Here is a 12,981-nt window from a genome sequence, read left to right as displayed (position 1 = left end):
TATGGTTTAAAGAAAATTTGATAACAAATGTTATCGTTTGCCCATAAACGACTCTGTAATTTTGCTTCATAAAATTTAATAATTATGAAAGCAGCAGTAGTTTATAAAAAAGGTGAATTGCCAAAATATGCAGAATTTGAAGAGCCAATTGCATCAAATGAAAATGAAGTTTTAGTTTCGGTAAAAGCCGTAGCTATTACAAATCTGGATAAAGGAATTGCAAGCGGAGATCATTATTCTTCGGAAAAAGAAAACCAAAACGGATTTGTAGTTGGAAGCGACGGAATTGGAGTTCTAGAAGACGGAACGAGAGTTTACGCCCGCGGAATCTCAGGAACAATCGCAGAAAAAGCTATAGTAGAGAAAAACCGAATGGTTGTTTTACCACACGGAATTGATGATGCAACAGCCGCAGCGATGCCTAACGCAGTCGCAGGTTCGGCAATGGCACTTCGTTTTAGAGCTGGCATCAAATCAGGTGAAACGGTTCTGATAAATGGAGCAACTGGTTTTACTGGACAAATGGCAGTTCAAATTGCAAAACATTATGGAGCTAAAAAGATTATTGTTACGGGAAGAAATGAAAAAGCGCTTGAAAGCCTTTTAGGATTAGGTGCCGATGAAATTGTTTCTTTAAAGAAAGATGATGAATCTATTCTTTCTCAGTTAAAAGAAATCCACAAAAAAACTCCAATAGATATTGTAATTGATTATTTATGGGGACATTCAGCAGAACTTATTTTTTCTGTTTTAAAAGGAAATGGAAACTTTACGCATAAAACGAGATATGTTTCTGTTGGTTCTATGTCTGGAGACTTAATTCAATTATCGGCACAGATTTTACGAAGTGTAGATCTTCAATTGTCTGGTTCAGGTTTGGGAAGTTGGACAAAAGAAGAAGTGAAATTGTTATTTTCTGAAATCCTTCCCGAAATGTTTCTTTTAGCTTCAAAAAACATACTAAAAGTAAATATTGAAACCGTTCATTTATCAGATATTGAGAGAATGTGGAATGCGGAAGTTCCTGACGGAAAACGTTTAGTGGTTCTTGTTTAGAGGCTCTAAGGTTCTGAGTTGCTGCCCCGATAGCTATCGGGGGTAAGATTTTTCAGACTCAAAACCTTAATATCTTAGCAACTTAGTATCTTAGGATCTCAAGTAAAACTTCCTCAAATCTATTTCTTGGTAAAAACTGATCTTCTAGCGCTTTAGTAAAAGGAATTGGTGAATCTAAACTTGCTACGCGTTTTACTGGAGCGTCTAGATATTCGAAGCAGTTTTCCATAATTAAAGCCGAAATATCACTTGCAATTCCGCCAAATAGGGTGTCTTCTTGATAGATTATGGCTTTTCCTGTTTTCTTTACTGAGGCAAAAATCGTTTCTGTGTCCAAAGGCTGTAAAGTTCTTAAATCGATTAAATCGGCATCGATTTCTGGATGTTGAGATAAAGTTTCTAAAGCCCAATGAACAGTAGCACCAAATGCGATAATGGTTACTGATTTTCCTTCTTTAACCAAAGCGGCTTTACCTAAAGGAATGGTATAATAGTCTTTCGGAACATCTTGATAAATACTGCGGTATAATAATTTATGTTCGAAGAATAAAACAGGATTTGGGTCGTTAATTGCAGTGTTTAAAAGCCCTTTTGCATCGTATGGAAATGCTGGATAAACTACTTTTAAACCTGGAGTTTTTGTAAACCAAGCCTCATTGGTTTGCGAGTGAAAAGGTCCAGCCTGAGTTCCTCCGCCACAAGGCATACGAACTACGACATCCGCTTTTTCACCCCAGCGATAATGAGATTTCGCCAAAAGGTTCACAATCGGATTAAATCCAGTTGAAACGAAATCAGCAAATTGCATTTCTACAATCGCTTTATAACCGTTTATAGAAAGTCCCATTGCCGCTGAAATTACAGCGCTTTCGCATATTGGCGTATTACGTATTCTGTCTTTTCCAAAAGCATCAACAAAGCCTTCTGTAATTTTAAAAGCTCCGCCATATTCAGCGATATCCTGTCCCATAATTACAAGGTTTTTATGACGCCACATGGACTGTTCTAGGCTATTTTTAATAGCGTCTATAAAACGAATATTTTCTGAATCTGAATTAGGGCTATATTCCTCATATTGATGTTCTTTATAAACATCATTTAACTCTCCGCTATAAGTTGGTTCGATCTCTGGTTCGGCATTCGCAATTGCCCAATTTTCATCAATTTCATGTTTGATTTCGGTATGAAATTGTTCGTCTAATTCAGCGGTTAGAATTCCGTTTTCAGTCAAATATTTTCTGAAATTCGTAACAGGATCTCTCAATTCCCATTGATCCATTAAATCTTGAGGAACATATTTTGTACCGCTCGCCTCTTCGTGCCCGCGCATTCTGAAAGTTTTAAATTCCAATAAAACAGGACGTGGATCTTCCTGCATTTCTTTCTTTAATTGCGATAGTTTATTGTAAATTTCTACAATATTATTTCCGTCAATAATCCAGCTTTCAATTCCGTAACCAATTCCTTTGTCAGCAAGATTCTCACAGGCATATTGTTCATTGGTTGGCGTAGAAAGTCCGTAACCGTTGTTTTCAATGATAAACATTACAGGGAGTTTCCAAACCGCAGCAATATTCAGCGCTTCATGAAAATCGCCTTCACTAGTTGCGCCTTCTCCCGTAAAAACGGCCGTAATTTTTTTATTGTCTTGAAGTTTATTTGCAAGAGCGATTCCGTCAGCAATTCCTAACTGCGGACCTAGATGCGAAATCATTCCTATAATATGATATTGTTGCGTTCCAAAATGGAAACTTCTATCACGACCTTTTGTAAAACCATTTGCTTTTCCCTGCCATTGAGAAAACAGACGGTGAAGCGGAATTTCTCGAGTAGTAAAAACACCAAGATTTCGGTGCATTGGCAACACATATTCGGATTCGTCTAAAACAGCGGTTACACCAACAGAAATGGCTTCTTGGCCTATTCCAGAAAACCATTTGGAAACTTTTCCTTGTCGAATCAAGATGAGCATCTTTTCTTCAATCAATCGTGGTTTTAGTATTTTTTTGTATAAATCTAATAATTGCGCGTCAGTCAGGTTTTGGCGGTAAAAGATCATGAATTTTTTTGTTTTTAGTGTTTCAAATATAACAAATTGCTATTGTTTTATTAGATTCTAAAATAAAATTTTAACCAGAAACTTGCTTTTAATGCCTGAGCTTAAGATTATTTTCTAAAATATTATCTACCTTTGTTAGCGAAAGGTGCTTATGACACCTTTCTTCTTTTAAAATAAAAAATGTAAAGTATGCAAAACATTCCTAGTGTAGACTTACGTGATTTCCTTTCGGACGACCCGAAACGTAAACAAAAATTTGTAAATGAAATCGGCAGTGCATTTGAAAACATTGGCTTCGTAGCCTTAAAAGGTCATTTTCTTGATGATCAATTGGTAGACGAACTTTATGGTGAAATTAGAAACTTTTTCGCCTTGCCAATAGAAACTAAGCATAAATATGAAATTCCTGGAATTGGTGGACAAAGAGGCTATGTTTCTTTTGGAAAAGAACATGCTAAAGGACGCAAAGAGGGAGATTTAAAAGAGTTTTGGCATTTTGGCCAGTACGTTGACGCAAATTCAAGATGGGCATCAGAATATCCAGACAACGTAGAAGTTACTGAGCTGCCACGTTTTAATGCAGTTGGTAAAGAAGCGTATCAGAAACTTGAAAAAACTGGTGTTTATGTATTAAGAGCTTTAGCTTTACATTTAGAACTAGATGAGTTTTATTTTGATAATTATGCAAAAGAAGGAAACTCAATTTTGAGACCAATCCACTACCCGCCAATCACTTCTGAGCCAGAAAATGCAATTCGTGCGGCAGCTCACGGAGATATCAATTTGATTACTTTATTGATGGGCGCTCAAGGAAGAGGATTACAAGTTCAAAACCATAATGGCGACTGGATTGATGCTATTGCAGAAGATGATGAATTGGTAATCAATGTTGGAGATATGTTGTCTAGACATACCAACAATAAATTAAAATCTACAATTCACCAAGTGGTAAATCCACCGAGAGAACTATGGGGAACTTCACGTTATTCTATTCCATTTTTCATGCACCCAGTAAGCGATATGCGTTTGGATTGTCTTGAAAACTGTATTGATGAAGAAAATCCAAAGAAATACGAAGATATTTCGGCTGGAGAGTTTTTACACGAGCGTTTAGTAGAGTTAGGTTTAATTAAAAAATAAACTTAAATAACTTCCAAATATAAAAATTCCAAATTCCAAGTTTTTCTTGGGGTTTGGAATTTAATTTTTAAATATCTTTATGCTTGGAATTTATTTTTAGAATAAGAAAATATGGACTTTAAAGATCAATTAAAAAACTTATTTCCAGATCACGTTGAATCAAATGAACCTGAGCAAGTTGAAGAACAAGAGCACGTTCTTTATGTTCAGAAGGAACCTATGATTTGTAAATTTGAAAAAAGAAAAGGAAAACCAACTACGATTATAGAAGGTTACGAAGGCTCAGATGAAGATTTTAAAGTCTTAGCCAAAGAAATCAAAACAAAATTAAGCGTTGGCGGCACTTTTAAAGACGATTCGATCATAATTCAAGGCGATTACCGTGATAAAATTATGGCAATCTTAAAAGAAAAAGGATTTAAAACCAAACGTGTAGGTGGATAAAAGTTTCAAGTTTAAAGTTTCAAGTTATTTGACTAACCTGAAACTGGAAACCTGAAACAAAAAAACTCAGAACCTTAGTACCTCAGAACCTTAGCAACTTAAAAAAAAATGATTCAATCATCAGAATTAATACTAAACTCTGACGGAAGCGTTTATCACTTAAACCTTCGTCCGGAACATATAGCACACGACATTATTTTTGTCGGTGACCAAAACAGAGTAGAAAAAATCACTCAATTTTTCGATTCAATCGAACATTCTGCTCAAAAAAGAGAATTTAAAACCCAGACAGGAATTTATAAAGGCAAAAGAATTTCGGTAGTTTCTACAGGAATTGGACCTGATAATATTGATATTGTACTAAACGAATTAGATGCTTTAGTAAATATCGATCTTAAAACGCGTCAGCCAAAAGAAAAATTAACTTCTTTAAACATTATCAGAATTGGAACTTCGGGTTCGCTACAGGAAGATATTCCAGTTGACAGTTTCGTAATGTCAAAATTTGGCTTAGGATTAGACAATATGCTTCGCTCCTATTTGATTGACGACGTTTCCATTACAGAAATGGAAGATGCATTTGTAGCGCATACAAACTGGGATTCAAAAAAAGGAAAACCTTACGTAACGCAATGTTCTGAAAAATTAGAAAAACTAATAGAATCAGATCGAATTTTTAAAGGTATTACGGCAACTGCAGGAGGATTCTATGGCCCACAAGGAAGAGTTTTACGTTTAAATATTCAAGACGAAGAATTAAATAATAAAATGGATAATTTTAGTTTTAATGGAACTAAAATCACTAATTTAGAAATGGAAACGGCTGCAATTTACGGGCTTTCGGCTCTTTTAGGCCATAATGCTTTATCGTTAAACGCTATTATTGCCAATCGTGCTTCTGGAACTTTTAGCGCAGATCCGTACAAGGCTGTCGATGAATTGATTGCTTATACATTAAATAAATTCGCCAGTAATTAATTAGAGATTTTATGCAAAATTCTATTCTTAAATTCGAACAGTTATTGAGCGAGAATGTCAATTACATTCCGACAATACAGAATGAAATTTTAGAAGCAAAAAATCCTGGTAAATGGTCTAAAAAAGAGATTTTAGGTCATTTAGTGGATTCTGCAATTCATAATTTGGTACGCTTTACAGAAATTAATTATTCGGAAAAACCATATCGTCATAGACCGTATAATCAGATGGATTTAGTAAATTTAAATCAGTATCAGGATATAGATATTCAGGAACTTACACAGTTGTGGTTTTCAATAAACAAGCAGATTGTAAGAATCATGAAGACTGTAGATGAGAAGGCTTTGGATTATGAAATCATTTTGAGCGATGAATCTGTAATTGATTTGAGGTTTTTAATGAGTGATTATGTTGAACATTTAGAACATCATATTAATCAAATAAGAGCATAAATTATGTTTTTGAGAGTAGCCAGACATACAAATGATTTAGAAAAAATAGAAAATTTTTATGTTGATGTGCTCGGGTTTGAACGATTGGGCGGATTTGAACATCATAATAATTATGATGGTGTTTTTATCGGAAAACCTGGTTTAGACTGGCATTTTGAATTTACTCAATCTGATATTAAAGCCAAACATACTTTTGATGAAGACGATGTTATGGTGTTATATCCAAAAACTATTGCAGATTACGATAAATTAGTACATAAATTAACGCAGCACAATATTGCAGTTATTCCATCGCTGAACCCTTTTTGGAATGAAAACGGAAAGATGATTCAGGATCCAGATGGTTATAGAATCGTAATATCTCCTTTAAAAGCTGTAATTAGCGAAATTGAATAATGGAACAAGAAACTCATAAAAAAATATTATTTAAATATTATAGTGATTATCTAGACGAAGTAGTGTCTGAAACAATGTGGGCAGAAATTATTGATCTGGAGAAAGGTCTTTTCAAACTGGATAATATTCCGTTTTTCGGTCCTTTAATTGCTACAGACGATATTTTCTATGCCGAATATGATGAAACAGAGGAACGTTTTATGCATAGAAAAACTATTCAGAATTCTGGAAATTCGATTATTCAGGTGGCGGTTTTAGAAAAAGGATTCGACAAGGAAATTATCAGAGAAAAATTGAAAGCAATTAATTGTTTGTCTGAAGGATTGAATGAAACCTTTTTCGCAGCAGAAATAACAAAAGATGTAGATTACTCTTTAGTAAGAAGCCTTTTGAATGAATACGAATCTAAAGAAATCATAGAATTTGCAGAACCTTGCCTTTCAGAGAAACATAGGGCAGATTTATTAAAAAACTAAACTCAACTCAACCATAAGATTACGCATACCAAGCAACTTAACTTAAACTTAAAATAAATGAAAACTGTCAAAATTGCGGGTGTTCCGGAACACTTCAATTTGCCGTGGCATCTATGCATTGAAAACGGCGAGTTTGAAGAAGAGAACATCGACTTACAATGGACAAATGTTCCCGAAGGTACTGGGAAAATGTGTCAAATGCTTCGTGATGGAGAAACAGATTTGGCTGTTATTCTAACCGAAGGAATTTTAAAGGATATAGCAGCGGGAAATCCGAGCAAAATTGTTCAGATTTACGTGCAGTCACCATTAATTTGGGGAATTCACGTTGATGCAAAATCTGATTTTCAAACGCTAAAAGATCTAAAAAATAAAAAAGCTGCGATTTCGAGATTGGGTTCAGGATCACAATTGATGGCTTATGTAAATGCAAATGAGCAAGGCTGGGAAATGGATGATCTCGAATTTGAAATTGTAAATACAATTGATGGTGCCGTAGACGCCTTGACCAACAAAAAAGCAGATTATTTTATGTGGGAACGTTTTATGACTAAGCCTCTTGTTGATAAAGGTGTTTTTAGACGTATTGACGACTGCCCTACTCCTTGGCCTTCATTTATCATTGTGGTTCGCGATGAGTTCTTAAAAAAGAACGGCAAGACAGTTGAAACGATTCTTAAAATAATCAACAAAACAACTGTTGATTTTAAAGAGATTCCAGAGATAGATAAGAAATTATCTAAACTGTTCAATCAAAAATCTGAAGATATTAAAGAATGGCTGAAATTGACCCAGTGGTCGCAAAAAAACTTGACAGAAAAATCTTTTAATAAAATTCAAAATCAGTTATTTGATCTGGGAATTATTGATAAAAAAAGTATTTTTGTAGAAACAGTAAAAGCATTGTAATACTTGCTTTTTGATTCGTATGATGAAATTCCCTAAAATTGACTTACCGCGATTAAAATCTAAACTACAGGTGAAATCACCGTGGGACAGGATTATTATCTCGATTTTAAGTCTTTTAATTACAATTCCGATTTTCATCATACTGCATCAGAACTTAATTGATTTGGAATGGGCATTCAATTTAGATCGTATCTTCATCTTTATTTTTGTTTTTGCAGCCATATTTTTTCTTCTGATGTATCTCAGAACGATTATTATTCTGTGTGTGGCAGTTTATTTACTAATTCTGTTTTACGGATCTGTAATTGGAAATTATGGCTTTAACGAAATCTCAGAAGATTATAATTCTATGATTTACACCATGTCTGATAATCCATATCCGCAGGATATTATTGTTGCAAAGCTGCTTCCGTTTCCAAATAAAACAAAGATTATCAATGCTATAGAATACCAAAATCCTAAAGTGCGAAATTTTGCTATTATGGCAACCTCAAAGCATTTTAAAAGCGTTAGAGGATATTCAGATTATCGAACCATAATTCAATGTTTTGCTGTTTTTAAAGAAATAAACGGCAGATGGAATTATGTAAACGATCCAAAAGACGGTGATTATATTGCAACCGCCAGCGAATCTTTAGAATATTTTTCTGGCGATTGCGATGATCACTCTATTTTGATGGCTGCTGCTGTGCGCTCCATTGGCGGAACTCCGCGCCTTATTCATACAAAAGGACATATTTATCCCGAAATTTTAATTGGTTCTATGATTGATTTGGAAAAAGTCAATTACCTAATTAAAAATGTTCTTTTTGCAAAAGAAAGTTATGGCAAAAAACTGCACTATCATATAGACGAACGAGGTCAGGTTTGGATGAACTTAGATTATACGGCAACTTACCCTGGAGGGCCGTTTATGTATGAGGAAATTTTAGGGGCTTTAACTTTAAATTAATACATCTCAAGAAGCCAATCTGACTAGTTTTGACTTCAATTAAAGTCAATTTGTAAACAATTGGTTATCAGTAAAGGTTCGGGAAACAAAGACTTTCTGCATTAAAAGCAATTCATTTTTATAAGTAAAAAAAATCTTTATAAATATTTGATTTCGAATATTTTAATGTCATTTTTTTTTGTAACTTTTTCCTGTTTAACTTTTAATCACAAAATCATGAAAAACTCTAAATTATTTACCCTCGTAATTGCCATTGCTGTCGTCGTATTAATTGTTTCATGCCATCGTAAAAGAGACAAGCTTGTGAATTCATGGAAAGTTACTGCAGTAGAACCTAAAGAAGCTGTTTCTGATTCTACTAAAAACGCGATTTTAACCAATGGAATGCTTACGTTTACTGAAGATGGGCATGTAACAGGATATTTGCTTCGTGAAATCACGGACGGAACTTATGCGCTAACACAAAAAGGAAAAAAACTTGTTATTAAAGATGAAGTTGGTACGCCTTATGTTTGCGAAAGCACTATAACAGACGATAAATTAATTCTAGATACCAAAGAAGCCAAACTAACATTTGATAAAATTTAAAATAAGAATTACATCGTAATTCAATACAAAAAAACCATTCTGCAACAATTGTAAAGAATGGTTTTTTGATTTTTAAGACTAAAATAAATATCTTTGCAACTCTTAAAATAAGTACGCTCTATGTGAAAAATAATTTCTTTCAGTAAAATTTAGTAATCAACCACTTTTTTGTGGCTGTTAAATTATTTATCTATAAAAGAAAGGAATTATGCTTATTCTTCAAAATATCTCCTATCAGCATGAGAATAAAGATATGCTGTTTCAAAACGTCAGTTTTACACTCAACAATCACGATAAAACCGCTTTAGTCGGAAATAATGGTGTTGGAAAATCTACACTACTAAAAATTATTGCTGGCGAATTAATGCCGTTTTCAGGACAAATCATACAGCAATCAAAACCCTATTTTGTTCCGCAGTTATTTGGCCAGTTTAATGATTTGACTATTGCTGAAGCTTTACAGATAAAGAAAAAAATAACTTCACTTAAAGAAATACTTGAAGGTGTTGTAACCGAAGAAAATCTTCAGCTTCTAAATGACGATTGGACGATTGAAGAACGTTGTAACGAAGCGCTCTCCTATTGGCAACTTTATGATTTAGATTTAAATCAGAAAATGGAAACTTTAAGTGGCGGACAGAAAACAAAAGTGTTTTTGGCCGGAATCATGATTCACGAGCCCGATCTAGTTTTGTTGGATGAGCCTAGTAATCATTTGGATTTTGTAAGCAGAACGTTATTATATGATTTTATAAAATCTACCTCTAGTACATTGCTTATCGTTAGTCACGATAGAACAATGCTCAATCTTTTGAATAAAACTTTGGAAATGACCAAAAATGAGATTTCTGTCTATGGAGGGAATTATGATTTTTATAGCGAACAGAAAAAAGTTGAAAACAATGCTTTAGAACAAGATGTTCAAAGCAAGGAAAAAGCGCTAAAAAAAGCAAAAGAAAAAGAACGAGAAACAATTGAACGTCAGAACAAATTAGATTCTAAAGGGAAAAAGAAGCAAGAAAAATCGGGTGTTGCTAGGATTATGATGAATACGCTTCGAAATAAAGCCGAAAACAGCAGTTCGAAACTTAAAGATGTTCATGCCGAAAAAATTGGCAATATTTCCGAAGATTTGAGACAGCTGCGTTCATCGCTTCCTGCTATAGATCAAATGAAGTTTGGTTTTAATACTGCTTCATTTATTAAAGGAAAAACACTTTTTAAGGCTAGGGATCTTAATTATAGGTATGGAAAAAAAGATCTTTGGAATGAGAATCTCAATTTTGAAATTCTTTCTGGCGAACGTTTTGTTATAAAAGGTGCCAATGGTTCTGGAAAAACGACTTTGATTAAGATTATTCTCGGAGAACTAAAACCAACGAAGGGAAATAGTACTTCATTGGCTAAAAAAACAATTTATATCGATCAGGATTATTCATTATTAAATCAAAATCTTAAAATTTATGATCAGGCTCAGGTTTTTAACGACTGCGGTTTAGAAGAACATGAAATAAAAATGAGATTGAATCGCTTTTTATTTTCTAGAAATGATTGGGATAAACCTTGCAATGCGTTGAGCGGTGGCGAAAGAATGCGCTTAATGTTATGCTGTTTAACGATTAGCAACGAATCGCCTGAAATTATAATTTTAGATGAACCGACAAATAATTTAGACATTCAGAATATTGAAATTCTTACAGCAGCAATTAATGAATATCAGGGAACATTGATTGTAATCTCACACGATCAAATGTTTTTGGAACAAATTAATATTCAAAAATCGATCTCGCTTTAAAAGCAAAAAAAGGCGTCAGAATAATTCTGGCGCTTTTTTAAATTGCAAATACAACTCTTAAAACATCACGCAATGACTACTTTTTAAGGGTAAAAAACTATTATTTTATAGCTAATTTTTTACGAAATAATCTGTAAATTGCAGAGAAGTTTATCTTTAAGCTATTTATTCTACAAGTATACTTTTGAAAATCAGAACTTAACGTTTAATTAAATGTCTTAAATTATGAAATCCAAAAACAGAATTCTTCCTGCCCTACTTGCTTTCACATTATTGATAACCGAAACTGTATTGCCGTGTACAAGAATAGTTTACGAAGGTTTAAACGGAACAATTATTACGGCACGTTCAATGGATTGGCGAGGAGAAATTCCGGCTAATCTGTGGATTTTTCCTCGCGGAATAGATAGATCTGGAGAAGTTGGTACAAGTTCAATAAAATGGAAATCAAAATATGGAAGCGTTATTACGAGTTCATGGGACATCGCTTCTTCTGACGGAATGAATGAAAAAGGTCTTGTAGGTAATCTTTTATGGCTTGTAGAATCACAATATCCTGCATTTGAGAAAAACGGAAAAGTAAAAGGTCTGGCAGTTTCATTATGGCTTCAGTACGTTTTGGATAATTTTTCAACGGTTTCTGAAGCAGTCGCAGCCTTAGAAAAGAATGATTTTGTTATTACTTCGTCACACATTCCGGGAACCAATATTTTTGCGACCGTACATTTGTCAATATCAGATTCTACTGGTGATAACGCAATTTTTGAATATATAAATGAAAAATTGGTTATTCACCATGACAGAAAATATGTTGCCATGACCAATTCTCCTATTTTTGACCAGCAATTGGCTATTAATGCGTACTGGAAAGGCATTCCGGGCACAATTATGCTTCCTGGAACCAATCGCGCAGCAGATCGCTTTGTAAGAGCTTCCTATTATATTGATGCTATTCCGAAAACAGATAACACTAGAACGGCTTTGGCAAGTGTTTTTGGGGTTATTAGAAACTGTTCTGTTCCTTTAGGTATTTCCTCAGAAACAGAACCCAACATCTCCTCTACCCGCTGGAGAACTGTCGCTGACCAAAAGAATCTGGTTTATTATTTTGATAATGTTTTGAATCCCAATGTAATTTGGGTTGAATTCAGTAAAATTGATTTTAGTGAAAAAGGAAAAATTAAAAAACTAAGCTTGGCCAATAATGAAAATTATTCAGGTGAATCTTTGATTAATTTCAAGGAAAGAAAGCCTTTTCAGTTTGCTGGATTAGATTAATTAATCTCCTCTAACTGCTATAAATACACTTAAAACCTTCAAATTGAAATGTTTGAAGGTTTTGTTTTTGGAAAAAAAATGAAGAAAAATATTGCGCAGTCAAATGACTTCGTTATATTTGCAGTCAAATAACTGCATAATGGAAATTAGAAGAGACGTTTTTCAAGCAATAGCCGATCCTACTCGAAGAGCTATTTTAAGTTTAGTTGCCATTAAGGCTATGACTCCTGGGGCAATTGCAGAGAATTTTAACTCGTCTAGACAGACGATTTCAAAACATATTCAGATTTTAAATGAATGTGAACTATTACATCAAACACAAAACGGAAGAGAAATTTATTATCATTTAAATCCAGAAAAAATGAAAGAAATTGACAAATTCATCGAACCATTTAGAAAAATGTGGGATGATCGTTTTAATAAGTTAGAATCAATTATGAAAAACTATAAAAAATAAA

Annotated in this window: 14 protein-coding genes; 13 read left to right on the top strand and 1 reads right to left on the bottom strand. The window is 33.8% G+C overall.

The window, feature by feature from the left end; genetic code table 11:
* The first annotated feature begins 84 nt into the window (after nucleotides 1-84).
* Entirely contained in the window at nucleotides 85-1,056 is a 972-nt protein-coding gene (locus AAYQ05_RS14090; RefSeq protein WP_343544109.1) for a quinone oxidoreductase family protein, read from the top strand.
* A gap of 82 nt (nucleotides 1,057-1,138) precedes the next feature.
* Here the strand turns inward: AAYQ05_RS14090 and AAYQ05_RS14085 are convergent, their stop codons facing one another.
* Nucleotides 1,139-3,115, bottom strand: coding sequence for an alpha-ketoacid dehydrogenase subunit alpha/beta (locus AAYQ05_RS14085; protein ID WP_343544108.1), 1,977 nt, complete (start codon nucleotides 3,113-3,115; stop codon nucleotides 1,139-1,141).
* Between the two features lie 189 nt (nucleotides 3,116-3,304).
* Here AAYQ05_RS14085 and AAYQ05_RS14080 point away from each other — a divergent pair, with 189 nt between their 5' ends.
* The 12 genes from AAYQ05_RS14080 to AAYQ05_RS14025 all read left to right on the top strand — a co-directional run bounded on the left by AAYQ05_RS14080 (nucleotide 3,305) and on the right by AAYQ05_RS14025 (nucleotide 12,980).
* Nucleotides 3,305-4,255 carry an isopenicillin N synthase family dioxygenase gene (locus tag AAYQ05_RS14080; protein ID WP_343544107.1) on the top strand — a complete coding sequence of 317 codons (951 nt, stop codon included), beginning with the start codon at nucleotides 3,305-3,307 and terminating at the stop codon, nucleotides 4,253-4,255.
* 111 nt (nucleotides 4,256-4,366) lie between these two features.
* Nucleotides 4,367-4,699: a translation initiation factor gene (locus AAYQ05_RS14075; RefSeq protein ID WP_223705817.1), complete on the top strand. Its 333-nt coding sequence runs from the start codon at nucleotides 4,367-4,369 to the stop codon at nucleotides 4,697-4,699.
* 108 nt (nucleotides 4,700-4,807) lie between these two features.
* Nucleotides 4,808-5,677, top strand: a complete 870-nt coding sequence (locus tag AAYQ05_RS14070; RefSeq protein ID WP_343544106.1) for a nucleoside phosphorylase — start codon at nucleotides 4,808-4,810, stop codon at nucleotides 5,675-5,677.
* An 11-nt stretch (nucleotides 5,678-5,688) separates the two neighbouring features.
* Entirely contained in the window at nucleotides 5,689-6,129 is a 441-nt protein-coding gene (locus AAYQ05_RS14065) for a DinB family protein (protein ID WP_343544105.1), read from the top strand.
* Between the two features lie 3 nt (nucleotides 6,130-6,132).
* Nucleotides 6,133-6,525, top strand: a complete 393-nt coding sequence (locus AAYQ05_RS14060) for a VOC family protein (RefSeq protein WP_343544104.1) — start codon at nucleotides 6,133-6,135, stop codon at nucleotides 6,523-6,525.
* Entirely contained in the window at nucleotides 6,525-7,001 is a 477-nt protein-coding gene (locus AAYQ05_RS14055) for a DUF4265 domain-containing protein (protein WP_281632615.1), read from the top strand. Before AAYQ05_RS14060 ends, AAYQ05_RS14055 begins: the two co-directional genes overlap by 1 nt.
* Before the next feature lie 57 nt (nucleotides 7,002-7,058).
* Nucleotides 7,059-7,910 carry a substrate-binding domain-containing protein gene (locus tag AAYQ05_RS14050; protein WP_281632616.1) on the top strand — a complete coding sequence of 284 codons (852 nt, stop codon included), beginning with the start codon at nucleotides 7,059-7,061 and terminating at the stop codon, nucleotides 7,908-7,910.
* Between the two features lie 19 nt (nucleotides 7,911-7,929).
* Nucleotides 7,930-8,862, top strand: a complete 933-nt coding sequence (locus tag AAYQ05_RS14045) for a transglutaminase-like domain-containing protein (protein ID WP_343544103.1) — start codon at nucleotides 7,930-7,932, stop codon at nucleotides 8,860-8,862.
* A gap of 216 nt (nucleotides 8,863-9,078) precedes the next feature.
* Nucleotides 9,079-9,450 carry a hypothetical protein gene (locus AAYQ05_RS14040; RefSeq protein ID WP_343544102.1) on the top strand — a complete coding sequence of 124 codons (372 nt, stop codon included), beginning with the start codon at nucleotides 9,079-9,081 and terminating at the stop codon, nucleotides 9,448-9,450.
* A 208-nt stretch (nucleotides 9,451-9,658) separates the two neighbouring features.
* Nucleotides 9,659-11,245 carry a ribosomal protection-like ABC-F family protein gene (gene abc-f, locus AAYQ05_RS14035; RefSeq protein ID WP_343544101.1) on the top strand — a complete coding sequence of 529 codons (1,587 nt, stop codon included), beginning with the start codon at nucleotides 9,659-9,661 and terminating at the stop codon, nucleotides 11,243-11,245.
* Between the two features lie 225 nt (nucleotides 11,246-11,470).
* Nucleotides 11,471-12,523, top strand: a complete 1,053-nt coding sequence (locus AAYQ05_RS14030) for a linear amide C-N hydrolase (RefSeq protein WP_343544100.1) — start codon at nucleotides 11,471-11,473, stop codon at nucleotides 12,521-12,523.
* A gap of 139 nt (nucleotides 12,524-12,662) precedes the next feature.
* Complete coding sequence (locus AAYQ05_RS14025; protein WP_343544099.1) at nucleotides 12,663-12,980, top strand: ArsR/SmtB family transcription factor; 318 nt, start codon at nucleotides 12,663-12,665, stop codon at nucleotides 12,978-12,980.
* Nucleotide 12,981: the final 1 nt, after the last annotated feature.

Origin of the sequence: Flavobacterium movens (genome assembly GCF_039581425.1) — a bacterium.
In the GTDB taxonomy this organism is placed as follows: domain Bacteria; phylum Bacteroidota; class Bacteroidia; order Flavobacteriales; family Flavobacteriaceae; genus Flavobacterium; species Flavobacterium luteolum.
This window is presented reverse-complemented; position numbering and strand designations above follow the sequence as displayed.

Coding starts and splice junctions, on each gene's coding strand:
- AAYQ05_RS14090 (WP_343544109.1), top strand. CDS start 85: ATGAAAGCAGCAGTAGTTTATAAAAAAGGTGAATTGCCAAAATATGCA.
- AAYQ05_RS14085 (WP_343544108.1), bottom strand. CDS start 3,115: ATGATCTTTTACCGCCAAAACCTGACTGACGCGCAATTATTAGATTTA.
- AAYQ05_RS14080 (WP_343544107.1), top strand. CDS start 3,305: ATGCAAAACATTCCTAGTGTAGACTTACGTGATTTCCTTTCGGACGAC.
- AAYQ05_RS14075 (WP_223705817.1), top strand. CDS start 4,367: ATGGACTTTAAAGATCAATTAAAAAACTTATTTCCAGATCACGTTGAA.
- AAYQ05_RS14070 (WP_343544106.1), top strand. CDS start 4,808: ATGATTCAATCATCAGAATTAATACTAAACTCTGACGGAAGCGTTTAT.
- AAYQ05_RS14065 (WP_343544105.1), top strand. CDS start 5,689: ATGCAAAATTCTATTCTTAAATTCGAACAGTTATTGAGCGAGAATGTC.
- AAYQ05_RS14060 (WP_343544104.1), top strand. CDS start 6,133: ATGTTTTTGAGAGTAGCCAGACATACAAATGATTTAGAAAAAATAGAA.
- AAYQ05_RS14055 (WP_281632615.1), top strand. CDS start 6,525: ATGGAACAAGAAACTCATAAAAAAATATTATTTAAATATTATAGTGAT.
- AAYQ05_RS14050 (WP_281632616.1), top strand. CDS start 7,059: ATGAAAACTGTCAAAATTGCGGGTGTTCCGGAACACTTCAATTTGCCG.
- AAYQ05_RS14045 (WP_343544103.1), top strand. CDS start 7,930: ATGATGAAATTCCCTAAAATTGACTTACCGCGATTAAAATCTAAACTA.
- AAYQ05_RS14040 (WP_343544102.1), top strand. CDS start 9,079: ATGAAAAACTCTAAATTATTTACCCTCGTAATTGCCATTGCTGTCGTC.
- abc-f (WP_343544101.1), top strand. CDS start 9,659: ATGCTTATTCTTCAAAATATCTCCTATCAGCATGAGAATAAAGATATG.
- AAYQ05_RS14030 (WP_343544100.1), top strand. CDS start 11,471: ATGAAATCCAAAAACAGAATTCTTCCTGCCCTACTTGCTTTCACATTA.
- AAYQ05_RS14025 (WP_343544099.1), top strand. CDS start 12,663: ATGGAAATTAGAAGAGACGTTTTTCAAGCAATAGCCGATCCTACTCGA.